The following is a 23,090-nucleotide window of genomic DNA, read 5'->3' as shown; positions in this document are numbered from 1 at the left end:
ATGCTGGTGACTCTTTGCGATTACAAACAGAGCGTGACGCTGATTGCCAACAGCGGCGTCCAATTCCTCGATTTCGGTCTTAGCCCACAGGAGTCGCTGCAAAACGGCCGCTTCGTACGTAAAACCGCCAACGGCCCGCTGTTGCGTCTGGACTATGACGTGGTGAACCAGCGCCACACGCTCCCGGGGGAACCCGGGCGACCGCCGGAGGTGGTGAAACCGGAATCCACCCTGCCTTTACATCACTCGCTGGCACTGCTCGACGGCGTTTGGCTACCGCTGCCATTTTTACGCTTTAACCCGCCGCGCACCTTCGTGGAAGGCCCGGATAACTGGGCCCGTGTACAGATCCGCAAACTAGCCGAGCCGGATACCGCCGGTCATACCCATCGCGTGACGCTGGCCTTCGACAGTCAGATAAGTGAAGACGCGGTCACCGCGCTGTCGCCGGTCGCCAATGACATTCTTAACGGCACCCGCTTTGCGCTGGCCTGGCGCGACGATGAGCTGGCGGATTTTCTTGACCAGACGTGGATTGACGGCTGGCTGCGTGAAGTCTTCCAGCAGAACGTTGCCGCGCAGGAAACGCGCAGCGAACGCGACCTAACGCAGGCGCTGCGTAGCTTTGAATACCAAGGCCACTGGCTCAACATTCTGGCGCTGCTAGGCGAGCAGTTGACAGTGCCGGAAATCAAATTCGTGACCGCCACCCTCAGCACCCCGGCCATTCCGGTGGATCTGATTTTGGATGTCGGCAATACCCACACCTGCGGCGTGATTATTGAAGATCACGGCGATGCCAACGACGGCCTGCGCCAAACTGCCGAGCTGCAGGTCCGTTCCCTGAGCGAGCCGCAATACCTTAACGAGCCGCTGTTTACCAGCCGGGTCGAGTTCTCGGAATCGCGCTTTGGTAAGCAGCATTTTTCCGTCGAGAGCGGCCGTGAAGATGCCTTTATCTGGCCATCACTGGTGCGCGTCGGCGATGAAGCCCGCAAACTGGCGATGCAACGTTTAGGCACCGAAGGCTATAGCGGCATTTCCAGCCCGCGCCGTTATCTGTGGGATGAAACGCCGACCGTACAGGACTGGCGTTTTAGCCAGATGAACGGTAAAACCCAGCGCGAACCGCTAGCGACCGCCTTCCCGCTGATGAATCTGATGAATGACGAAGGCCAGCCGCTGTTTACCCTGCCCGCCGACGAACGTATGCCGGTGTTTTCTCCGCAGTACAGCCGCAGCACCTTAATGACCCATATGCTCTGCGAACTGCTCTCGCAGGCGCTGGGGCAGATTAACAGCGTCGCCACCCGCCTGCGTTTAGGCTTCCCGGCGTCGCCGCGCCAGTTGCGTACCTTGATCCTCACGCTCCCCTCAGCGATGCCTAAACAGGAGCGCGAAATATTCCGCCGCCGCATGTTTGAAGCCATCGCGCTGGTATGGAAAGCGATGGGCTGGCACCCGCAGGACGATGATTTTGCCAGCGTTCGCCTGCAGGAAAAAAGCATTGTACCCATCCCGAAAATCCATATGGAGTGGGACGAAGCCAGCTGTGGTCAGCTGGTGTGGCTGTATAACGAAGCGATCTCCCACTTCTCGGGCCAAACAGAAGCGCTGTTTGCTTCAATGGCGCGCCCAGATCGCCTGCCGGAAGCGGGCGTAGCCCCAGGACGCGCGCTGCGTATCGCCTCACTGGATTTGGGTGGCGGGACCACCGATATGGCTATCGCCCAGTATCAGTTGGACGACGGTATTGGCGGCAACGTCAAAATCACCCCGCAGTTGCTGTTCCGCGAAGGGTTTAAAATCGCCGGAGACGACGTACTGCTGGATATTATTCAGCGCTGCGTGCTGCCGGCTTTGCAAACACAGCTGCAAAAATCTGGCGTTTCCGATGCTCAGGCGTTAATGGCCACGTTGTTTGGCGATTCTGGACGTTTGGATACGCAGGCGGTGCTGCGCCAGCAAACCACGCTGCAGCTGTTTATGCCGATTGGCCACGCGATCCTCGCCGCCTGGGAACAAAGCGACGTGCAGGACCCGCTGGCCGGACTTCATGCCACCTTTGGCGAACTGCTGACGCAAACGCCGACTCGCAACGTCATGAATTATGTCGGCCAGGCGATTGAGCATGCCCTGCCTGCGGGCAGTGCGGCCTTTGATTTACTCTCGGTGCCGCTGGAGGTCAATTTTGCCCAGTTGCAGCAGGCCATGTTGGCGGGCGAATTTACCCTCGCCGGGCCGCTGCATGCGCTGTGCGAAGCGATTTCCCACTATGCCTGCGATGTGCTGCTGGTGACCGGGCGTCCGGGCTGCTTGCCGGGGGTACAGGCGTTGATCCGCTATCTCCAGCCTGTGCCGGTTAACCGCATGGTCTGGCTGGATAAATATCACGTTCATGAATGGTATCCGTTCAGCCAACAGGGACGTATCGGTAATCCAAAATCCACCGCTGCCGTGGGCGCGATGCTGTGCAGCTTGGCGTTGGATTTACGTTTGCCGCACTTTAACTTTAAGGCCGCCGATATCGGGGCTTACTCCACCGTGCGCTATCTGGGGGTACTGGATAAAACCGTCAACACCCTGCGTGACGAGAATATTTGGTATCACGATCTCGACCTCGATAAGCCCGGCGCTAAGCTTGACGCCCGTCTGCACTTCCCGCTGCGCGGCAACGTGACGCTGGGATTCCGTCAGCTTGCCAATACCCGCTGGCCCGCGACGCCGTTGTATACGCTGTCTATTAATTCGCCGGAGCTGGCGAAAGCCATAGCCGGTGATGGCGTATTGCAAGTGCGCTTGAAGCTGCAAGGCGGCAGCAAACACGAAGCGCCGCAGGCTTTCGTTCTTAGCGATGCTTGGCTACAAGACGGCACGCCGGTTTCGCCAGATGCGCTGACGCTGAAACTGAACACCTTGGCCGACCGCCGTCACAGCGGCAGCCACTACTGGATTGATAGCGGGAGTGTATTCCTCAAATGACCACCTTACAGACCGTGATGGACTGGGTCGCCGTCACCCGACAGACTCACCCCGCGCTGGATGAAGACGCTGACGCGCTGCTGACGCGGTTACTGAGCCTTGATGCCCAACAGCAAACTCATCAGCAGGCCAGCCGCAACCGGGCGAGCATCGCACTGTTCGGCCATTCGCAGGCATCAAAAGCCCACTTGCTGCGCACGCTGTGCGGCAGCGGCGACGGACGCTTGTCGGTACAAACCGGGAGCAAAACTCTCGACTATTTCAGCCATATCAATCCCGGCCACAGCCTGACGCAAATGGCCGTGCGCTTTAGCCGTGATCCATCGACCGCTGACGACGCGTTTCCGCTGCGTCTGATGTTGATGAGTGAGGCCGAGCTGGTGCAGCTGTTTATCACGCATGCTTGCCAGCGCGGCGACGCACGTGTGCCGGACAGCAGCGTTATTGCCGAGCGGCTGCGCGGCTGGCAAAGCCTGCGCCAACCGCAGCCGGTGCCGGGCGTGACGTCGGCGGAAATTGCCGCTATTGCCCGCTTCTGGCGCGAGACCTTGCCCACGGCCTATCAGCAAATTGATGATGGGTTATGGTATCAGTTTGCCCGCCTGCTGCCGTCGCTCGATCTGACCGCCCGCGCCCGTGCCTGGTCTTTGCTGTGGGGTGAACAGCAGGAGCTCACGCAGCAGTGGCTGAAGCTTGCCCATACGCTGCACCAGTTGGGCAATCGCCGGGAAGTCATGGCGCCGCTAAGCCTTCTGGTCGATGCCTTTACCCTGCCAATGGATGCATTTTTAACGCCGGGCGGCGAAAGTGAAGATGCGGTATTGGTGCATCCGCTAAGCGCAGAGGGATATCAAAATGCGGTCAGTATTCCCGCCACCACGCTGGCGCTTCTGACCGTCGAACTGGTGCTAAGTACCGAACACGGCGTGCTGGACAATGTTGATATTATTGACATTCCCGTCCCGGCGGCTCTTCCAGATTCGCCGCTGTGGGCATGCAAATGCCGCTGGTTACTGGATCATTATCGCCAGCACCGCCAGCCGGATATTCTGCTGGTGTGTAACGCCACGGCCCAGCGCTCCACCATTCCTGCGACCGCACGCGCGCTGCTGCGCTGGGTAAGTGAAACGCAGCCTGCACAGGAGAATAAACTGCCGGGGTTGGTGTGGGCCATTACCCCAGAGGATGACCGCTTTGTTCACCAGCGTCATTTCGACGAAGCCGTTCAGCAATTAGTCGGCAAGCCGGGACAGCATTGGGGAACCTTACAGGCGCTGGATCACAGCAGCTTGCAGCGTTTGATTGAGTGGTTATCGCAAGCGACGTTGCCTGAACTGCGCCAGCGCCGCTTTGCTGCCATTCAGAACGGCTATCAACAACAGCTAAATGCGCTGTGCCAGCCGCTGCTTTCTGCCACCCAAGACCACGCAGCCCTCGCACAATCGGCCATTCGCGAGTTGCAAACACATGCCTCGCGGCACGGTGAGCTGCTCGAAAGTTTACTGCCCGATCTGGCGACCTTCGACGCTCTGTGTCAGGTACAACAACAGCGCGAAGAAAAAGTCAGCGGCCTGTTTAACGACGCCGTTGATTTGTTCGCCGCCCCCGAAGCGCCGCAGCAGAGCGCGCTGTCGCATCAGGATCATGGTTCGCAGGCCTACACCCTGTGGTGTCGACATTTGCGCCAGTGGAGCCGCACGCCGCATGCCGTTCTCACCCCCGCCACGCAACGGCAGCTCACGCTGACGCTGATTGGCACAAGTCTGCGCATGAACCTTGCCCAGCGGCTGCGCCAAGTAAGCGCCGAGCAACAGGCCGGTGCCGCCCAACTGCGCGCCACCTTGGGCGATTTTATTAACTGGCTCGGTTACGCCGAGTTACCCGTAGACCAGCGCCCAGCAAGCCGCGTCGCCAAAGACAGCGCGATTTTCACGCAGGTTTGCGCAGACAGCAGCACACGTTTAACCCAGCTTGGCGAGCAACCGGTCCATGCGGCGACCCGTTATGTTTATGACTGGCTGGTGGCGCTTTACGCCCGTAGCACCGAGTCGGGTGAAGCGTTCAACCTGCTGCAACTGAGTCCAGATGCGCAGCGTCAATTGCGCTCCCTGCTCCCGTAACCCTCGGCGGCACAAGGATGTGAACCGCTTTTAGAAATGAAAAAAAAGGGTGCGAAATCCGCATCATGGATGTTTTTACCCTGTGCACCTCTTTACACTCGATTCATTACCCGAGTCGATAAGAGGTTTCCATGACATTCACCTGTACCCTATTTATCAATGGCGAAGCCTGCGCCGCTGCAAACGCGGCGAGCTTCTCGCGCCTGAATCCCGCCAGCGGCGATATTGCCTCGATTTCCCCTGCTGCGACCGTAGCCGACGCCATGCGTACCGCAGATGCCGCCGCTACCGCTTTCCCACTGTGGCGTGATACGCCGCCGGGTGAACGTCGCCGTTTGCTGCTAGCCGCCGCAGAACAGCTCGAAAAGCGCAGCGATCAATTCACAGAAATCATGAATGCCGAAACCGGTGCAACGCCCCACTGGGCCGGATTTAACGTCCATTTGGGTGCCGACATTTTGCGTGAAGCCGCCGCGCTCACCACGCAAATCGACGGTCAGGTGATCCCGTCAAATATTCCCGGTAACCTTGCGTTGGCGACGCGCCAAGGGGCCGGTGTGGTATTGGGCATGGCACCGTGGAACGCACCGGTTATTCTGGCGGTGCGCGCCATTGCCACACCGCTTGCCTGCGGCAATACGGTGATCCTCAAAGGCTCTGAGCTATCTCCGGCAACACAAGGGTTGATTATCGACGCCCTCGCCGCCGCCGGTTTTCCGCAAGGTGTGGTGAATTACCTGACCTGCGCGCCGCAGGATGCGCCGGAACTGGTTGAGGCGCTGATTGCCCATCCGGGCTTGCGGCGCATTAATTTCACCGGTTCAACGCCGGTCGGACGCATTATTGCTCAGACCTGCGCGAAGCATCTCAAACCGGTGGTGCTCGAACTCGGAGGCAAAGCGCCGCTGCTGGTACTGGACGACGCCGATATTGAGCAGGCCGCAGCGGGCGCGACCTTTGGTGCTTTTGCCAATGCGGGGCAAATTTGCATGTCGACCGAGCGAATCATCGTGGATAAGCAAGTTGCCGAGCCGTTTATTGCAGCCTTGGTGAAAAGGGTCAATGCGCTGCCGACTGGGCTGCTAGGGTCGGTGGTTGATGACAAGACCGTGACGCGCTGTAACGCGCTGATTGACGATGCGCTGGCAAAAGGCGCCACGCTGCTCACCGGCGGCAAGACCGATTCTACTTTTATGGCGGCCACCCTACTGGCTGACGTGACACCACAGATGCGGATCTGGAGCGAGGAGTCGTTTGGCCCCGTAAAAGCGGTGATTTTTGCGAACGACGAACAAGATGCGCTACGCATCGCCAACGACAGCGCCTACGGTTTGTCTTCTGCGGTCTACAGCCGGGATACGGCGAGGGCGTGGAATGTGGCGCAAAACCTACAAACGGGAATCTGCCACATTAACGGCCCAACGGTACATGACGAAGCGCAGATGCCGTTTGGCGGCACCGGCGATTCAGGCTATGGTCGATTTGGCGGCCGAGCGGGTATTCATGAGTTTACCGAGCTACGCTGGGTGACCATGCAAACCACGCCACGGACGCTACCGTTTTAAATCGTAGACGGGTTATCGTTCCCACAGGCGGTTGAACTGCACATCGTTCAACTGCCGTGTGCTGCTGATGTTGCCCTTAAACAGTCGGCTGGTTGTAGCGGCCGCGCCCCACGGTGACAAGCTGTCGTAGCCGCTATCGATAGTGCTATTTACAATCAGCACCTGACCATTGGCGGTTTTCCCCGGCAGATAACCCGTTTTCCCCGCCCCCTGATCCCAAGCGCGTCCCAGTTTGGCTTTGAAGCTCCCCTTATAGCCGTCGTCGGTGGTGAAGCGACTGTTTTTGACCAAGAATCCGTAAGGGTTGTCCGGTAAGGTATTGGGGGCAAGTACGTAGGCTTCCGGCGATTGACGGCTGGAAACGGTATGGAAATGTACGCCATCAAACACGACATTCGCCCGCCCGAAGACATAATCAACATCGCCCTCAATGTAGCTATCCTGAACGTAAACGCGGTGAATACGGTCGGTCAGCGCTTCGTTTTTGCGGTTGCTGATGTTGAGATACAGTGTGTCCTGACGCCCCAACAGTCGCACATTTTGCAACTGTATCCGGTCGCCGTCGGTGCGCAACGCGACGCCCTGATGAGTGCCGCCATCAACGGTATCGAGCAGGCTGTTAGCAATGGTTAAATTGACCAGTTGGAGATCGTTACTCTGCGACCAGAAAACGGCGGCGCAATTGGTGCCGATAAGCGCGCTGGTTTTCCCGGCGCACAGCGCGTACTGGTAATAGGCCGGCGAATTTGGTGGATAGTGGTCGGCATAGACGGTCTGGCGATATTGCGCGGGGCTAAACTGCGAGTCCAACGCCAGCTCGATTCGCACTGCCTCCGGCTGTGTTCCCGCACCGAAAAGGGTTATCGGCGGCGCGTCATCAGGAATGTACACCGTGCCCGTGTAAACACCCGGCTCAAGACGAATATAGACTCTTTCGTTGCCATTATGTCGCGAAAGCGCGGCATCAATCGCCTGTTGTACGTGGGTAAACGGTGCCCCCTTTGCTGCGACCCGCCACGGCGTTTCAATATCGGTGAGATTAATCGTTGGCGGCTGCCATGGACCGGTCGGGTGACTGATTAAACCACCCTGCGCGAAGTAATTTTCTGCGGTGTAAGGTGCGGCTTCTTGTGCCGTCAACAGCGGTCTGCTTGCCGTTCCTGTTGGCAAAGGCGAGGCGCAGCCCTGCAGTACCAATGGCATACACAGCAGCGTGGACATTCCTAGGTAAGGTATTTTTGGCATCGGTTCTCCATCACTTTAAAAGATAGAAATAGAGAACCGATAATAATGGAACGGCTTTTTATTTTATAACTTAGCGATCACGCTTCTCAGCGTCCAGCTCATCAAAAACCTGCTGCGCTAGATGCATTGTGGCGTTGGCAGCGGGCAAACCGCAGTACAGCGCCGCGTGCATAATCAGCTCTTTGAGTTCATCGCGGGTGACACCGTTATTAAATGACGCACGCAAATGCATTTTCAGCTCGGCTTCACGGTTTAACGCAATCAGCATCGCAATGGTTATCATACTGCGAGTGTGATGATCGAGCCCCGGACGGGTCCAGGTTTCACCCCATGCATAGCGGGTAATAAAGTCTTGGAACTCCTCGTTCAACGGCGACAGATTTTGCAACGACCGGTCAACGTGAGTATCCCCCAGCACTTTACGGCGAACCGCCATTCCTTGCTGATAGCGGGAATTATCGCTCATGCTCTCTCTCCAAAAACGCCACCAGCGCGGCGGTAAATTCTTCACTGGCTTCCACGTTCGATAAATGTGAAGCCGCCAGTTCCACCTGCAGCGAGCCGTCGATTTGCTGATGCAAATAATCCGCATCGGCGACCGTGGTAACCGGGTCGAATTCACCGGCGATAATCAACATAGGCAGGCGAATGGCCGCCACTTCAGCGCGCAAATCGGCGGCGGCTAACGCGTCACAGCATTCGGCGTAGCCTTCTGCATGGGTGTTCGCCAACTGATGGCATAACTGTTCAACCTCTGCCGGATGATGCTGGCGGAATTCATGGCTAAACCAACGATCTGCCGCACCTGCAGCCACGACGCCCATGCCTTCGTTACGTACGGTGCGAGCCCGGGAGAGCCAGCCCGCCTGTTCACCAATTTTTGCCGCCGTATTCGCGACGGCGATGGCGTGAAAACGTTCTGGAGCAAATCGCGCCAGCCAAAGACCGGTCAAACCGCCCATGGAGATACCGCAGAAAAAGGCCTTCTGGATAGAAAGGTGGTCGAGGAGTTCAATCACGTCACCGGCTAATTGTGACAACGTCACTTTGCCGTGTTTTGTGGTTTGCCCATGCCCATGGATGTCGTACCGCAGAACCCGAAATCGTTGAGACAATTCGGCAACCTGTGCGTCCCACAGCGACAGCGTGGTGCCAAGCGAATTAGAAAGCACCAACACCGGTGCTGATTCAGGCCCATCAAGACGATAATGGATGTTCATTTCCCTGCTCCTGATAGCGCGCCAGAACTTGGCGCACAAAGTGTTCCGAACTGCCGATGGCGTTTGCCGGGTCCAGCAGCGGCGTGAGTTGTGCTGAAGAAAGATGCTGGCTGACCAGCGGATCGTTTTCCAGCAACGGTAGTAACGGGCAATCTAGCGCAATAGCCCGGTGGCAAATGTTCTCAACCACATGGTGTGCATCGGCTTTACCGATAAACGATGCCAGCGCTTGAGTTACTGATTCAGCCATAATCAAACCATGGGTTATATCCAAATTTTCACGCATTTTCTGCGTGTTAACCTGCATACCACGCAGCAGATTCTCACTATTTTCGACAACGCCCCCGGCGAGCATAATCAACTGCGGCAACGTTTCCCATTCCGCCTGCCAGCCGCCGAGCGCGCGTTCGTGTTGCTGAATTTGTCCGGCGTACAGCGTTGCCATCAGGCCCGGCATACGCTCTACCGCAGCCAGAATAGCCGCGCAGCTCACCGGATTACGTTTATGCGGCATCGCTGACGATCCACCGCGGCCTTCGGCAATCGGTTCACTGACCTCTGCGACTTCGGTTTGCATCAATAGCGAGAAATCATTGGCAAACTTACCTAGCGTGGCGCTAAGCCCCGCGTACCAACTCGCCACCTCAATAATGCGGTCACGCTGGCTGTGCCAAGGGGTGTCTGGGAGCTGAAGCTCTAAGATCCCAGCTAGGCGTTGCGCCACTTCCGGGCCCTGCGTTTTAAGAGACGCCAAGGTTCCCGCCGCGCCACCAAACTGCAGCGCCAGCACCCGTGGGCGCATTTCCGTTAATCGTTGCTGCCAGCGCAGCAGTGCGTCCAGCGTTCCGGCGAGCTTTAAGCCAAAGGTAATCGGCAGCGCGTGCTGCATCCACGTGCGCCCAGGCATCAGGGTATGGCGATGTCGCGCCACCTGTTCTGCCAACACCTGCATCACGCGCTGAAGACGGGTTTGGGTTTCATCAAGCGCCCGCCTCAGCTGTAACACCCTGCCCGTGTCGATGGCATCTTGGCTGGTCGCTCCCCAGTGAACGTAGCGAGCAGCCTCTGCGTCTTCACTCTTCACGAGCGATGTAAGCTGTTTGACTAGAGGGATCGCCAGATTACCGGCGTTGGCGGCATCATTGGCTAATGCTGAGAAATCCAGACTTTCGGCCCGACAAGCGGCGACAATCGGGTTCATCGCTGAGCCGGGAATGACCCCGCACCGCGACTGTGCCATCGCCAGCGCAGCTTCAAAATCCAGCATGCCCTGCACGGTTTGTTCATCGCTGAAAAAATCCGTCAGGGCGCGGGTACGCAACAGCGGGGTCAACAAACTCATTCCGGCTCCTTAAACACGTTCAATGACCAGTGCAATCCCCTGGCCTACGCCGATACACATTGTGCATAACGCATAACGTCCACCGGTGCGGCGCAATTGATAGGCGGCTGTCATTGCCAGTCTCCCACCGGATGCGCCGAGCGGATGACCGAGCGCAATGGCCCCGCCGTTGGGGTTCACCTGTGCGGCGTCATCCGGCAGACCTAAATCGCGTAGCACCGCCAGCGCCTGCGCGGCGAAAGCTTCATTCAGTTCAATCACGTCCATTTGCGCCAATGTCAGCCCGGTTTGCGCCAGCACTTTGCGCACCGCCGGTGCCGGGCCAAACCCCATAATGCGCGGTGCGACACCGGCGGTAGCAACGCCCACCACGCGGGCCAGCGGCTGTAAATCATTCTGCCTCATGGCCAGTTCACTCGCCAACAGCAACGCACAGGCCCCGTCATTCACTCCTGACGCATTGCCGGCGGTAACGGTAGCATCCGGGCGAACCACGCCTTTAAGCTTTGCCAGCGCCTCAAGCGAGGAGCTGCGCGGGTGTTCATCTTGGCTAAAACACAGCGCTTCACCTTTGCGCTGCGGAATCCAAACTGGGACGATTTCATCATTAAATAGGCCGTTCTCCTGCGCTTGGGCGGTACGCTGCTGACTACGGAGCGCAAATTCGTCCTGGCATGCTCGCGCAATGGCAAAATCGGTGGCCACGTTTTCAGCCGTTTCGGGCATGGAATCAACGCCATATAACGCTTTCATTTGCGCATTAATAAAGCGCCAACCGATGGTGGTGTCTTCTATCTTCATGTTGCGGCTGAAGGCGCTTTCCGCCTTGCCCATCACAAACGGCGCCCGCGACATGCTTTCGACACCGCCGGCAATCATCAGTTGCGTTTCACCGCTTTTAATTGCCCGCGCCGCAATGCCGATGGCGTCTAAGCTGGAGCCGCACAAACGGTTTACCGTGCTACCCGGCACCGTGTCCGGCAGGCCCGCCAACAGCAGCGCCATACGCGCCACATTACGGTTATCTTCACCCGCCTGGTTTGCGCAGCCATAGATGACATCGTCGATAAGCGCAGGGTCTAAGCCGCGGTTGCGCTCCAGCAGGGCTTTTAGCGGTAATGCGGCCAGATCGTCGGCGCGAATACCGCAGAGCGTACCACCAAAACGACCAAACGGTGTGCGCACTGCGTCGCAGATAAATGCTTGATTCATCATCATTCCTTATGCGGTTTCCGCGACGGTATTATCGGTTAAGGTAACAGGCGTGATGCGCTGCAATTCATCAAAAGAGAGCCCGTTGAATATTTCGCGCACCACCGGGCCTTGGTCGGTGATATCAATAACCGCAAGGTCGGTGTAAATACGACTCACACAGCCAACACCGGTTAACGGGTAAGTACAGCGTTCGACCAATTTGCATTCACCCTCGCGAGTCAGATGATCCATCATGACGAAGACTTGGCGTGCGCCAACCGCTAAATCCATCGCCCCACCCACCGCGGGGATAGAATCTGGCGCGCCGGTACTCCAGTTGGCTAGATCGCCCTGAGCCGAAACCTGATAGGCCCCGAGAACACAAATATCCAAGTGGCCGCCGCGCATCATGGCGAAGGAGTCGCCATGATGAAAATAGCAACCGCCCTGAAGCAGCGTGACGTACTCTTTGCCCGCATTAATGAGCTCCGGATCTTCTTCCCCTTCTGCCGGTTTGGGCCCCATGCCCAGCAAACCGTTTTCGCTGTGCAAGAAGACCTCTTTATCGGCAGGCAGGTAGTTGGCAATGCGGGTTGGCAGGCCAATTCCCAGATTGACATAAGCACCTTCTGGGATATCTTTCGCTACGCGGCGCGCCATATCATCACGTGAGAGTTTTTGCATATCCGGTTCCTTAGGCGCGCAGCGCGTGGTTAGAGAGCGATTCCAGCGAGAAAACGCGCTGTACGAAAATCCCTGGCGTGACGATATTTTCCGGGTCTAGGTCACCTAAGGTGACCAGTTGGCTGACTTCAGCAATTGTCGTTTTTGCCGCTGTCGCCATGATCGGCCCAAAATTGCGCGCCGCTTTGCGGTAGACCAAATTGCCCCAACGGTCGCCTTGATGCGCTTTTATCAGCGCAAAATCCGCTTTAATCGGATATTCCAGTACATAGTGACGACCATCAATTTCCCGGGTCTCTTTGCCATCTGCCAACGGCGTGCCGTAGCCGGTCGGGGTAAAAATCGCACCCAGCCCGGCACCGGCGGCTTGAATGCGTGCGGCAAGGTTTCCCTGTGGGACTAGCTCCAACTCCACCTCACCGCGGCGGTACAGTGAATCAAAAATCTGTGAGTCAACCTGACGCGGGAACGAGCAGATCATTTTGCGCACACGCCCGGCTTTCAGCAGCGCCGCCAGACCAATTTCACCGTTACCGGCGTTGTTATTGATAATGGTCAGGTCGCGAGCGCCCTGCTCAATCAAAGCGTCAATCAACTGCGTCGGCTGCCCGGCGGGCCCAAAACCGCCAATCATTATTGTCGCGCCATCGGTAATACCAGCGACGGCATCCACCAGCGTCGACACACTTTTATCAATCATCAGGTTGCTCCTTGATGTGCGGTTATCGCACTTATATTCGTTGTTCGCACAAAATGTGACCCGCTTAACGATACGGGTCAAGGGCGATAATCGAAATATGGTGCGATAATCGAACATCATGTATGTTTAGTCGCATAATGTGATCGACGGCATAATTGTGGAGAAAGAAATGGAGAAACATCCAGACGATAAATTGACGGGAGATAGCGATCCGTTTAAAGGCGACCCCAACTTTATGGCTTCGCTGGCGCGTGGTTTGGAAGTTATTCAGGCCTTTACGCCGCAGCGGCGAGTGCTGTCGATTTCGCAGATAAGCCAGAAAACCGGGATCCCTCGCGCGGCGGTGCGCCGTTGCCTGTATACGCTCGGTAAACTGGGTTTTGTGTATGCCGAAGACGGCAAGAATTTTCAGCTGCGCCCGCGAATTTTGTCGTTAGGCCACGCATGGCTGGCTTCAACGCCGCTGGCGCGCTCCGCACAGCCGGTGCTGAAGCATTTAAGTGAGATGCTTAATGAGTCGTGTTCCATTGCGACCCTCGATGGTGACGACATTCTGTATATCGCCCGCGCCTCTAGCTCGCGCATTATGACAATCGATCTGGATATCGGCAGCCGTCTTCCGGCTTGGTCAACGTCAATGGGACGCGTACTGCTAAGCCATCTGCCGGAAGAAAAGCTTAACGATATGCTGGCTCGGGTGACCATGATCCGCTACACCCCGCAGACGATTTCGTCAGTCAGCAAGCTGAAAAGCGAGCTAAAAGCGGTACGCCAGCAGGGTTATGCGTTAAACGATCAGGAATTGGAGATGGGGTTACGCTCCCTCGCGGTGCCGCTTTACAACGCACAGGGACAGGTTGAAGCCGCGCTAAACGTTGGCGTTCATGCAGGCCAAGTGTCCGCCACCGAACTGCTTGAGCGCGTACTGCCGGAGCTGCAAAAAGCAGCATCCGAACTGACTTTACTGATGCGCTAACGACTTCGCTTCGCGTGCCGCTCCCAGTTGTCTTGCTTGGCGGCCTCTGATTTGCGCAGTGCCACATAGCAAGCACCGCTGCCGCCATGATGCGGCAGCGCAACGCTGAAAGCCTGTACATCCTCAAATTCAGTGAGCCAGCGTGCTAGATAGCTGCGGATGATATTGGCGTGCGACTCATCTTCTTTAGCTTTGCCGTGGATAATCAGGACATTGCGTAGGCCTTCAAGCTGAGCCTGACGGATAAACGCAAACAGTTGCTGGCGGCAGTTTTCTACCGTTTGATGCATTAGATTCAGGCTCGCCTGTTGACCGTACTTCCCTAAACGGAGCTTATCCAGAACGCCTGTCTGCAGCCCTTCGCGCTTAAATTCAAGCGGCGTATCGCGGGGCACAATATCTAAAAAACCGGTGGTGAGGAAATTGTCCAACTGCAACGTATCTATCTGCTGCCGAGTTCGGGAGTTACGGACGGGTTGCCAGTGAACGTCGTGGCATTTTTTGAGTGGCTGAACATCATCCATGGCGTCCAGAAACAGCGATTTTTCTTCAGGATTCATGTGCACTCCCCCTTGCGACAACTGGCAGATACTATAGCCGCGCGGCGATGCAGGCTCAATCCGTTTATCTTTATCGCTTAAAAAGCCATCACATGAAATGTTTGCATGCGTAATACATTCCTTTTTTGAATATATTAATTGCTGCTTAAATAAAATAAACACCTAATTAAAACTTTCCACTCATTGTGAATACGTGAAATAAATCACCAAGAATTATCTGGAAAATACACCAAGACCCGTTATAAATAGTAATACCCGCTGTGCGGAGCAAAATGTGGGGCTCGTTACGGAATTAACTGTGTGGTTGCTGCGGGGTCTGGCGATGTCGACAGACCCCGATTTTTATTCTACGTGCGTAAAATCTCATTTCTTCCCCATATCATTCATGATGTTACAATTTCACCCATTCTTTTTTATATTTAAAAACATTCTGTATCTTTATTTGTTTTCGGTAATTTCATTGTTGCTGTTTTAATGCAACTATATTCTAACCACTCTTTTAGTGTGGTTATACATTCGAGGTATAGAGCATTAGCCTATTCACATGGTATGGTGTCAAACAAGAATATTTCGCATAAACGGAACACCTCAGTATGCTGATTTTGCTTGAAGATAAAATTGCCACGCCGCTTGGACCTTTGTGGATCCTGTGTGATGAAAATTTTCACCTGCGAGCCGTAGAATGGGAGGAGCATAGCGATCGAATGGAACAACTGCTGGATATCCATTATCGCAGCGAAGGCTATCAGCGCGTGGCGTCAAGTAACCCAGGCGGGTTGAGTCAGCTAATGAACCGCTACTTTGAGGGCGATTTGGCTATTATTGAATCCGTTCCTACCGCCACGGCTGGGACGCCGTTTCAGCGTGAAGTGTGGCAAGCATTACGCTCCATTCCGTGTGGCCAAGTGATGCATTATGGGCAACTGGCTGAGCAGCTTGGCCGTCCAGGTGCCGCCCGCGCAGTCGGGGCCGCTAATGGTTCGAATCCCGTTAGCGTGGTGGTGCCCTGCCACCGCGTGATTGGCCGTAATGGCACCATGACCGGATATGCCGGCGGCGTGCAGCGCAAAGAGTGGCTTTTACGTCATGAAGGCTACCTGCTGCTTTGATTTTCTGTGCCCTTTAGCCCTTTATCGGAAACTTACCATCGCGATCTTATCTAAAATTTTTTGATGTATATCAATTGGATATATTTAGAAAGATGGTATCCCTTTTTAATCTTGGGTGAATAGCGCCGCCGAGACTTACTTGCTCACCAAAAAGATGTTAAAATTGACTAATATCAATTACGGCTTGAGCAAACCTATGATCCCGGAAAAGAGAATTATACGACGCATTCAGTCTGGCGGTTGCGCTATCCATTGTCAGGATTGCAGCATCAGCCAGCTTTGCATCCCGTTCACTCTTAATGAACATGAGCTTGATCAGTTGGATAATATTATCGAGCGTAAAAAGCCCATCCAGAAAGGGCAAACCTTGTTCAAAGCCGGTGATGAGCTGAAGTCTCTGTATGCTATTCGTTCCGGCACCATTAAGAGCTATACCATCACCGAACAAGGTGATGAGCAGATTACCGGCTTCCATCTGGCGGGTGATTTAGTCGGTTTTGATGCCATCGGTACCGGGCATCACCCGAGCTTTGCTCAGGCGCTGGAAACGTCGATGGTCTGTGAGATCCCATTCGAAACGCTGGATGATTTATCCGGGAAGATGCCAAATCTGCGTCAGCAGATGATGCGTCTGATGAGCGGCGAGATCAAAGGCGACCAGGACATGATCCTGCTGCTGTCGAAGAAAAATGCGGAAGAGCGCCTTGCGGCATTCATCTATAACCTGTCTCGTCGCTTTGCCCAACGTGGCTTTTCTCCGCGCGAGTTTCGTCTGACCATGACGCGTGGTGATATCGGTAACTACCTCGGATTGACGGTTGAAACCATCAGTCGTCTGTTAGGCCGCTTCCAGAAAAGCGGTATGCTGGCAGTTAAAGGTAAATATATCACCATTGAAAACAGCGATGCTTTGGCCGTATTGGCGGGTCATTCTCGCAATGTGGCTTAATCGCCTCTCCTGATGCCCAAAAGCCCCGATAACTCGGGGCTTTTTCTTTTCCCCCGTTAAAAAGAAGTTCTTCTCAACGCGCGTTGAGGAAATCCTTCCCCTTTTTATTTCACAGCGATTATTCCGTTTGTTTGCAAATAGATTGCAGGTTAATGGCTTTAGAATTTTAATTTCCCACGCTATAGATCTCAGATATAGTCTTTCCTATAGATAAAACTGATTGATTCCACGGGGACGTTCATGCGCACGGCCATACTGCCAGCGAGTTTTGCGGTCCTGATATTCATTGTCGGCGTTACTATTTTGAATACCCAACTGTGGTATTCGGCGCAAATAAACAGCGAGAATGGCGCGCGCCTGACGATGAAAAATATTGAGGCGATTCTTGACGAAGCCAGTACGGCCACCCACACGGCAATAAACATTGCACTTCAGTCCTGCTCCGCAGAGAACCAATATCGATTAGGCACCGAGGCGGCGTTAAAACCACATCTTAGAACCATCGCAATTGTAAAAGAGGGCAAGGTATGGTGCTCCTCGCTGCCGGGTAATCGGGTGCTGCTGCAACTGGACACCCTACCCGAAACCCCATTACTGCTCTTGACCGCCAACCAAACCACTAATCATCTGCCCGTGCTGATATACCAAGCGGATTCAACGGAGGGCAAAGTTTTCGTTAGCATCAGTGACGCGCACATTCGCGACGCCCTAAACGGCTATACCTTTGATGCACACTATGCTCTGGTGATTGACGACAATATGCTTGGCGTGACGGGAGACATCACTCCGCGCCCGCAAAGTCGCGTGAATATGAGCCTCCTGAGTTCAAACCTCTATCCCTTTAGTATCACCTACCATTTACCTGTTTTTTTCAGTCCGCTGCGGGTTATGCAACAAGGCTCCGGCCTGTTATTTTTCATCTTTATTATCTCCTGCACGGTGGCCTATACGCTGTATAAATATGCCAACAAGTACACCACGCCAGAGGAGAGTCTACGCAAAGCGATTGAGCATGGTGACATCGTTCCTTTTTATCAGCCCATTGTGAATGGGGTAACCGGCAAAATACACGGTGTGGAAATATTGGCACGCTGGAAGCATGAACACATTGGGATCATCTCACCCACCTATTTCATTCCCGTGGCAGAGAAAGTCGGATTAATTATCCCGCTTACAACGTTGTTATTAGACCAGGTGGTGCGACAGATCAACCAGATCGCCAGCAAATTACCTGTCGGTTTCCATATTGGGATTAACATCAGCGCCTCACATGTTAACGCCCCTTCCTTTGTGGCTGATTGCCTGCATTTTCGTGAGCGTGTCCAGCATAATCACCTAAAACTGGTTTTGGAGTTAACCGAACGCGAGCGGCTGCAAATTGATGAACAGCTGATCGATAATCTTAATACCCTGCGCCGCCATGGCTTCTTCATCGCCCTAGATGATTTTGGTACCGGTTATTCTGGCCTGTCCTATCTTCACGAACTGAATATTGATTTTATTAAGATTGACCAAAGTTTTGTTAGCCGCATTGATAGCCATAAAGATTCCACCATGCTGCTGGACTGTGTTTTAGAAATGGTCCAAAAGTTGTCGCTACAGATTGTTGCCGAAGGCGTGGAAACCGCCGGGCAGCGCGAGTATCTCAACCGTAAAAACATCGCCCTTATGCAGGGCTACTATTTCTATAAACCGCTTACTTTTATTGAGCTGGTGATTGCGTTGCTGGCGCAAAACCATAAAGAAATCATCGTGGACTGAGGCGCTGATGCCACAGCTTATCAACGTTTATCTGCGCATTATGACACTTACTGGAATATTGCTCAGGGCTAGGTATTTATCCTGATTTATTGATCTAGCAAAGGTTCCCCCCTGTTTCAATCACCGTATATGAGTTATCTTTTACTTACAAACTGTGGTTACAGCTGTAAGGAGACCCTGTATGGCCAAGTATCAGAACATGCTCGTTGCTATCGATCCTAATCAGGACGATCAGCCCGCGCTGCGACGCGCTGTTTACCTACATCAACGGATTGGTGGTCGCATTAAGGCGTTCTTGCCGATCTATGACTTTTCCTATGAAATGACGACCCTTTTGTCTCCTGACGAGCGCACCGCTATGCGTCAGGGTGTTATTAGCCAGCGTACCGCATGGATCCGCGAGCAGGCGAAATACTATCTGGATGCCGGTGTGCCGCTGGAGATTAAGGTGGTCTGGCATAACCGTCCATTTGAAGCGATTATTCAGGAAGTCATTAGCGGCGGTCATGATTTGCTGCTGAAGATGGCTCACCAGCACGATAAGCTCGAATCCGTTATCTTTACCCCAACGGATTGGCACCTGCTGCGTAAATGCCCGTGTCCGGTGTGGATGGTGAAAGATCAGCCGTGGCCGGATGGCGGTAAAGCGCTGGTTGCCGTGAACCTTGCCAGCGAAGAGACCTACCACAATGCGCTCAACGAAAAGCTGGTCAAAGAGACTCTTGAGCTAGCAGAACAGATTAACCACACCGAAGTCCACCTGATTGGTGCCTATCCGGTTACGCCAATTAACATCGCCATCGAGTTGCCTGATTTTGATCCAAGCGTATACAACGACGCTATTCGTGGCCAGCACCTGTTGGCAATGAAGTCACTGCGCCAAAAATTCAGTATTGATGAGAAATTCACCCACGTTGAAAAAGGATTACCTGAAGAGGTGATTCCGGATTTAGCCGCTCATCTTGACGCCGGTATTGTGGTGTTGGGTACCGTGGGGCGTACTGGGATTTCTGCCGCGTTCCTCGGCAATACCGCAGAACAGGTTATCGATCACCTGCGCTGCGACCTGTTAGCGATTAAGCCAAACGATTATCAAACGCCCGTTGAAATGGACGATGAAGAAGACGATTAGTCCCGAAATTGGCTATCAATGAGGCGAGATTTGAAAAGGCCGGGAAATATTTCCCGGCCTTTATTCATTGCGTGGTGCTTGTATGTTGCCGGATGACGCTACGCGTATCCGCCCTGAGGGTGGGCAGGAAGGATAAGCACAGCGCCGTCGCCAATCTTCTCAAAGAGAGGATTAATGGAGCCCTAGTCGCCAAGCAAAGTCGATTTCTTCTTTCAGTTCAATGGCGGAAAGCGCCATCAGGTCAGCAAACTCCAGTTCAAGTTGCTTAACACGTTTCAGATATTGTGCGGGCGTTAAAGGCGTGGTGTCACGGCGGAGAAATTCGATTGCGAGCTGTGCTGGCGTTAACAAGGTATCCATAGTTTCCTCATAGGTGTGGATGACTTGGCACAGTATAACACCTTTGGCTGCGCATTTTTTGACCAAAAACAATCGCCGGACAAATAAAAAGCCGCCAGCCCCTACGGGCTGGCGGCCTCACGTTCTATAAAAAAATCAGAGCGCTTTTAGAATTGCATCCACGCTTGCCTTCGCATCACCGAACAGCATTTGCGTGTTCTCTTTAAAGAACAGCGGGTTTTGCACCCCGGCGTAACCGGTATTCATTGAGCGTTTGAAGACGATAACGTTCTGCGCCTTCCACACTTCGAGAACCGGCATGCCCGCAATTGGGCTCTTAGGATCGTCCAGCGCCGCCGGGTTAACGGTATCGTTCGCCCCGATAACCAGTACCGTGTCGGTGTCGGAGAAGTCATCGTTGATTTCATCCATCTCCAGCACGATATCGTAAGGCACCTTCGCTTCCGCCAGCAGCACGTTCATGTGGCCCGGCAGACGCCCGGCAACCGGGTGGATACCAAAGCGTACTTTAATACCACGCGCACGCAGCTTCTCGGTAATTTCTGCCACCGGATACTGCGCCTGTGCTACCGCCATCCCATAACCTGGGGTGATGATAACGGAGTGGGAATCCTTCAGCATTTCTGCCGTCTCTTCCGCACTAATTTCGCGGTGTTCGCCCTGCTCTTCATCGCTACCAGCAGAAGAACCATCGGTACCGAAACCACCGGCAATCACGCTAAAGAATGAGCGGTTCATTGCTTTGCACATGATATACGACAGGATGGCACCCGAAGAACCCACCAGCGCACCGGTGACGATCAGCAGGTCGTTGCTCAGCATGAAACCCGCCGCTGCCGCCGCCCAACCGGAGTAGGAGTTCAGCATAGACACCACCACCGGCATATCCGCGCCGCCAATGGAAGCCACCAGATGCCAACCAAACGCCAGCGCGATAACGGTCATGATAAGCAGGCACAGCACCTGAGTACCAACGCTATCGGTACGCACGAACGCGACTAGCAGCAGGAAAGAAACCACCAGCGCCGCCAGGTTCAGCTTATGGCGATTTGGCAGCATCAGCGGCTTGGAAGACATCTTGCCGCACAGCTTGCCGAACGCCACGATAGAACCGGTAAAGGTTACCGCACCAATGAAGATGCCGATGAACACTTCGGTCAGATGAATATTGACCAGAATTTGATCCATGCCGGTTTCGTGCTGCAGGTAGCTGTTAAAGCCTACCAGCACAGCGGCAAGACCCACGAAGCTATGCAGCACAGCAACCAGCTCCGGCATTTCGGTCATTTCAACTTTCTTCGCCAGACGAATACCGATAGCGCCGCCGATAACCATCGCCAGCAGGATCCACGCCATGTTGTGGCTGTCAGGCCCCAGAATGGTCGCGACCAGCGCAATCGCCATCCCAGCAATACCGAAGTAGTTGCCGCGCTGTGAGGTTTCGTGTTTTGACAGCCCCGCGAGGCTACAAATAAACAGAATTGCGGCAACAATGTATGCAGCTGTCACTAATCCACCAGACATTTGTTACCCCTTATCCTTTGCGGAACATTTTCAGCATGCGCTGAGTAACGGTGAAACCACCAAAAATATTAATACTGGCGATCAGTACCGCGATAAAACTCAGGAAGCTCACCCAACCGCCGTGCCCAATTTGCAGTAACGCCCCCACCACGATAATGCCGGAAATGGCATTGGTGACCGACATCAGCGGCGTATGCAGCGCATGTGACACGTTCCATACCACGTAATAACCCACCACGCAGGAGAGCGCAAAGACGGTGAAGTGGCCGAGGAACTCTTTCGGCGCGACGTTTGCCAGCCAGCCGAACAGAATAATCGCCAACGCCATCAGCGCATACTTGCGCCACGGTGAAGCCGGTTTTTCTGCTTCTTTCGGCGCTTCGACCGTTTTAGCCGCCGCCTGCGGTTGTGCAGAAACCTGAATTGGCGGAGCCGGCCAAGTCACTTCACCTTCACGAATGACCGTTACGCCGCGAACCACCACGTCGTCGAAATCAATCGTGACATTGCCGTCTTTTTCTTTGCACAACAATTTGAGCAGGTTAACGAGGTTCGTACCGTACAGCTGGGATGACTGAGTTGGCAGACGCCCGGCAAGATCGGTGTAGCCAATAACCTTCACGCCGTTTGGCGTCACGAAGATCTCATTGGCGACAGTGTATTCGCAGTTGCCACCGTTCTGCGCGGCCAGATCGACAATCACGCTGCCCGGAGTCATGGAGTCAACCATTTCGCGAGTGATAAGTTTCGGCGCAGGTTTCCCCGGAATCAGCGCGGTGGTCACGATGATATCGACCTCTTTCGCTTGGGCGGCGAACAGGGCCATTTCCGCCGCGATAAACGCTTCGGACATCACTTTGGCGTAGCCATCTCCGCTACCAGCTTCTTCTTTGAAGTCGAGTTCGAGGAATTCAGCGCCCATACTTTGTACCTGCTCTTTTACTTCAGGGCGGGTATCAAATGCGCGCACGATCGCGCCAAGGCTGTTTGCCGCACCGATGGCGGCAAGACCGGCAACACCGGCACCGATGACCATCACTTTAGCGGGAGGGACTTTACCTGCGGCGGTGATCTGCCCGGTAAAGAAGCGGCCAAATTCATGGGCAGCTTCAACAATCGCACGGTAACCGGCGATGTTAGCCATTGAGCTGAGCGCATCCAGCGACTGAGCGCGGGAGATACGCGGTACGGAGTCCATCGCCATCACGTTAATATTACGCTCGGCCAGTTTCGCCATCAGGTCGGCATTTTGCGCCGGCCAGATAAAGCTGATGAGCGTGGTGCCCGGGTTGAGATTCGGGATCTCTTCTGCCGTTGGCGCGTTAACCTTGAGGATAACGTCCGATTGCCACACCGCTTCACCGGAGACGATTTCCGCGCCAGCCTGCACAAATGCGCTATCATCAAAACTTGCGAGTTTTCCTGCGCCACTTTCAATGGCCACGCTGAAACCGAGCTTAAGCAGCTGTTCGACCGTCTTCGGCGTCGCTGCTACCCGCGTTTCCTGGGCCCACCTCTCTTTTGGTACACCAATACGCATATCTATTCCCTTCCATCGGTTCTTATATGATGGTTTGCCGTTTTGCCAGTTTGTTGCGGGTAACCCGTGACGAGCTAACAGGCGAACAACCTGAATAAATAAAACAGTAACAAACTGACTATAACCT

Annotated in this window: 19 protein-coding genes; 8 read left to right on the top strand and 11 right to left on the bottom strand. The window is 54.6% G+C overall.

Annotation, left to right across the window (positions count from 1 at the left end; translation table 11 throughout):
- The 3 genes from AB4K05_RS08595 to AB4K05_RS08585 all read left to right on the top strand — a co-directional run bounded on the left by AB4K05_RS08595 (position 1) and on the right by AB4K05_RS08585 (position 6,667).
- Positions 1-2,982, top strand: coding sequence for a virulence factor SrfB (locus tag AB4K05_RS08595; RefSeq protein WP_368479561.1), 2,982 nt, complete (start codon positions 1-3; stop codon positions 2,980-2,982).
- A complete protein-coding gene (locus AB4K05_RS08590) occupies positions 2,979-5,102 on the top strand; it encodes a virulence factor SrfC family protein (protein ID WP_368479560.1) in 2,124 nt (707 codons plus the stop codon). The genes AB4K05_RS08595 and AB4K05_RS08590 overlap by 4 nt, the downstream gene beginning before the upstream one ends.
- Before the next feature lie 131 nt (positions 5,103-5,233).
- Positions 5,234-6,667, top strand: a complete 1,434-nt coding sequence (locus AB4K05_RS08585) for an aldehyde dehydrogenase (protein WP_368479559.1) — start codon at positions 5,234-5,236, stop codon at positions 6,665-6,667.
- A 12-nt stretch (positions 6,668-6,679) separates the two neighbouring features.
- Here the strand turns inward: AB4K05_RS08585 and AB4K05_RS08580 are convergent, their stop codons facing one another.
- The 7 genes from AB4K05_RS08580 to AB4K05_RS08550 all read right to left on the bottom strand — a co-directional run bounded on the left by AB4K05_RS08580 (position 6,680) and on the right by AB4K05_RS08550 (position 13,052).
- Positions 6,680-7,912 carry a putative acyl-CoA thioester hydrolase gene (locus AB4K05_RS08580; protein ID WP_368479558.1) on the bottom strand — a complete coding sequence of 411 codons (1,233 nt, stop codon included), beginning with the start codon at positions 7,910-7,912 and terminating at the stop codon, positions 6,680-6,682.
- Positions 7,913-7,982: 70 nt separating this feature from the next.
- The gene (pcaC, locus tag AB4K05_RS08575) at positions 7,983-8,378 is read right to left on the bottom strand and encodes a 4-carboxymuconolactone decarboxylase (RefSeq protein WP_368479557.1); all 396 of its coding nucleotides are present in this window, start codon (positions 8,376-8,378) and stop codon (positions 7,983-7,985) included.
- Positions 8,368-9,132 (bottom strand): 3-oxoadipate enol-lactonase, encoded by a 765-nt coding sequence (gene pcaD, locus AB4K05_RS08570; protein WP_368479556.1) that lies wholly within the window; start codon positions 9,130-9,132, stop codon positions 8,368-8,370. Before pcaD ends, pcaC begins: the two co-directional genes overlap by 11 nt.
- Positions 9,110-10,474, bottom strand: coding sequence for a 3-carboxy-cis,cis-muconate cycloisomerase (locus tag AB4K05_RS08565; protein ID WP_368479555.1), 1,365 nt, complete (start codon positions 10,472-10,474; stop codon positions 9,110-9,112). The genes pcaD and AB4K05_RS08565 overlap by 23 nt, the downstream gene beginning before the upstream one ends.
- 9 nt (positions 10,475-10,483) lie before the next feature.
- Positions 10,484-11,686, bottom strand: a complete 1,203-nt coding sequence (gene pcaF / locus AB4K05_RS08560) for a 3-oxoadipyl-CoA thiolase (RefSeq protein WP_368479554.1) — start codon at positions 11,684-11,686, stop codon at positions 10,484-10,486.
- A gap of 9 nt (positions 11,687-11,695) precedes the next feature.
- Complete coding sequence (locus tag AB4K05_RS08555) at positions 11,696-12,352, bottom strand: 3-oxoacid CoA-transferase subunit B (RefSeq protein WP_368479553.1); 657 nt, start codon at positions 12,350-12,352, stop codon at positions 11,696-11,698.
- A gap of 10 nt (positions 12,353-12,362) precedes the next feature.
- Positions 12,363-13,052, bottom strand: a complete 690-nt coding sequence (locus AB4K05_RS08550; protein ID WP_368479552.1) for a 3-oxoacid CoA-transferase subunit A — start codon at positions 13,050-13,052, stop codon at positions 12,363-12,365.
- A 169-nt stretch (positions 13,053-13,221) separates the two neighbouring features.
- On the opposite strand from AB4K05_RS08550, the gene AB4K05_RS08545 reads away from it, so the two are divergent.
- On the top strand, positions 13,222-14,028 hold the full coding sequence (locus AB4K05_RS08545) for an IclR family transcriptional regulator C-terminal domain-containing protein (RefSeq protein WP_368479551.1): 807 nt from the start codon (positions 13,222-13,224) through the stop codon (positions 14,026-14,028).
- Here the strand turns inward: AB4K05_RS08545 and smrA are convergent.
- A complete protein-coding gene (smrA, locus tag AB4K05_RS08540; RefSeq protein ID WP_368479550.1) occupies positions 14,025-14,588 on the bottom strand; it encodes a DNA endonuclease SmrA in 564 nt (187 codons plus the stop codon). The genes AB4K05_RS08545 and smrA overlap by 4 nt on opposite strands.
- Positions 14,589-15,181: 593 nt before the next feature.
- Here smrA and ogt point away from each other — a divergent pair.
- The 4 genes from ogt to uspE all read left to right on the top strand — a co-directional run bounded on the left by ogt (position 15,182) and on the right by uspE (position 19,539).
- A complete protein-coding gene (gene ogt / locus AB4K05_RS08535) occupies positions 15,182-15,697 on the top strand; it encodes a methylated-DNA--[protein]-cysteine S-methyltransferase (RefSeq protein ID WP_368479549.1) in 516 nt (171 codons plus the stop codon).
- Positions 15,698-15,893: 196 nt separating this feature from the next.
- Positions 15,894-16,646, top strand: coding sequence for a fumarate/nitrate reduction transcriptional regulator Fnr (gene fnr, locus AB4K05_RS08530; RefSeq protein WP_122983151.1), 753 nt, complete (start codon positions 15,894-15,896; stop codon positions 16,644-16,646).
- Positions 16,647-16,886: 240 nt separating this feature from the next.
- Positions 16,887-18,407: an EAL domain-containing protein gene (locus AB4K05_RS08525; protein ID WP_368479548.1), complete on the top strand. Its 1,521-nt coding sequence runs from the start codon at positions 16,887-16,889 to the stop codon at positions 18,405-18,407.
- A 181-nt stretch (positions 18,408-18,588) separates the two neighbouring features.
- Positions 18,589-19,539 (top strand): universal stress protein UspE, encoded by a 951-nt coding sequence (uspE, locus tag AB4K05_RS08520; protein ID WP_368479547.1) that lies wholly within the window; start codon positions 18,589-18,591, stop codon positions 19,537-19,539.
- 171 nt (positions 19,540-19,710) lie between these two features.
- Here the strand turns inward: uspE and AB4K05_RS08515 are convergent, their stop codons facing one another.
- From AB4K05_RS08515 to pntA, 3 genes are all read right to left on the bottom strand, one after another.
- On the bottom strand, positions 19,711-19,899 hold the full coding sequence (locus tag AB4K05_RS08515; RefSeq protein WP_368479546.1) for a YdiH family protein: 189 nt from the start codon (positions 19,897-19,899) through the stop codon (positions 19,711-19,713).
- Positions 19,900-20,034: 135 nt separating this feature from the next.
- The gene (gene pntB, locus AB4K05_RS08510) at positions 20,035-21,423 is read right to left on the bottom strand and encodes a Re/Si-specific NAD(P)(+) transhydrogenase subunit beta (protein ID WP_368479545.1); all 1,389 of its coding nucleotides are present in this window, start codon (positions 21,421-21,423) and stop codon (positions 20,035-20,037) included.
- Between the two features lie 10 nt (positions 21,424-21,433).
- Positions 21,434-22,963: a Re/Si-specific NAD(P)(+) transhydrogenase subunit alpha gene (gene pntA, locus AB4K05_RS08505; RefSeq protein ID WP_368479544.1), complete on the bottom strand. Its 1,530-nt coding sequence runs from the start codon at positions 22,961-22,963 to the stop codon at positions 21,434-21,436.
- Positions 22,964-23,090: the final 127 nt, after the last annotated feature.

Source organism: Kluyvera sp. STS39-E, from assembly GCF_040932435.1.
Taxonomy (GTDB): Bacteria; Pseudomonadota; Gammaproteobacteria; order Enterobacterales; family Enterobacteriaceae; genus Kluyvera.
This window is presented reverse-complemented; position numbering and strand designations above follow the sequence as displayed.

Bases quoted from the DNA above. Each gene is read 5' to 3' on its own strand.
- pntA (WP_368479544.1), bottom strand. From the start codon at position 22,963: ATGCGTATTGGTGTACCAAAAGAGAGGTGGGCCCAGGAAACGCGGGTA.
- AB4K05_RS08515 (WP_368479546.1), bottom strand. From the start codon at position 19,899: ATGGATACCTTGTTAACGCCAGCACAGCTCGCAATCGAATTTCTCCGC.
- pcaF (WP_368479554.1), bottom strand. From the start codon at position 11,686: ATGAATCAAGCATTTATCTGCGACGCAGTGCGCACACCGTTTGGTCGT.
- AB4K05_RS08545 (WP_368479551.1), top strand. From the start codon at position 13,222: ATGGAGAAACATCCAGACGATAAATTGACGGGAGATAGCGATCCGTTT.
- ogt (WP_368479549.1), top strand. From the start codon at position 15,182: ATGCTGATTTTGCTTGAAGATAAAATTGCCACGCCGCTTGGACCTTTG.
- AB4K05_RS08590 (WP_368479560.1), top strand. From the start codon at position 2,979: ATGACCACCTTACAGACCGTGATGGACTGGGTCGCCGTCACCCGACAG.
- AB4K05_RS08555 (WP_368479553.1), bottom strand. From the start codon at position 12,352: ATGCAAAAACTCTCACGTGATGATATGGCGCGCCGCGTAGCGAAAGAT.
- AB4K05_RS08550 (WP_368479552.1), bottom strand. From the start codon at position 13,052: ATGATTGATAAAAGTGTGTCGACGCTGGTGGATGCCGTCGCTGGTATT.
- smrA (WP_368479550.1), bottom strand. From the start codon at position 14,588: ATGAATCCTGAAGAAAAATCGCTGTTTCTGGACGCCATGGATGATGTT.
- AB4K05_RS08580 (WP_368479558.1), bottom strand. From the start codon at position 7,912: ATGCCAAAAATACCTTACCTAGGAATGTCCACGCTGCTGTGTATGCCA.
- AB4K05_RS08585 (WP_368479559.1), top strand. From the start codon at position 5,234: ATGACATTCACCTGTACCCTATTTATCAATGGCGAAGCCTGCGCCGCT.
- AB4K05_RS08525 (WP_368479548.1), top strand. From the start codon at position 16,887: ATGCGCACGGCCATACTGCCAGCGAGTTTTGCGGTCCTGATATTCATT.
- AB4K05_RS08565 (WP_368479555.1), bottom strand. From the start codon at position 10,474: ATGAGTTTGTTGACCCCGCTGTTGCGTACCCGCGCCCTGACGGATTTT.
- uspE (WP_368479547.1), top strand. From the start codon at position 18,589: ATGGCCAAGTATCAGAACATGCTCGTTGCTATCGATCCTAATCAGGAC.
- fnr (WP_122983151.1), top strand. From the start codon at position 15,894: ATGATCCCGGAAAAGAGAATTATACGACGCATTCAGTCTGGCGGTTGC.
- AB4K05_RS08595 (WP_368479561.1), top strand. From the start codon at position 1: ATGCTGGTGACTCTTTGCGATTACAAACAGAGCGTGACGCTGATTGCC.
- pcaC (WP_368479557.1), bottom strand. From the start codon at position 8,378: ATGAGCGATAATTCCCGCTATCAGCAAGGAATGGCGGTTCGCCGTAAA.
- pcaD (WP_368479556.1), bottom strand. From the start codon at position 9,132: ATGAACATCCATTATCGTCTTGATGGGCCTGAATCAGCACCGGTGTTG.
- pntB (WP_368479545.1), bottom strand. From the start codon at position 21,423: ATGTCTGGTGGATTAGTGACAGCTGCATACATTGTTGCCGCAATTCTG.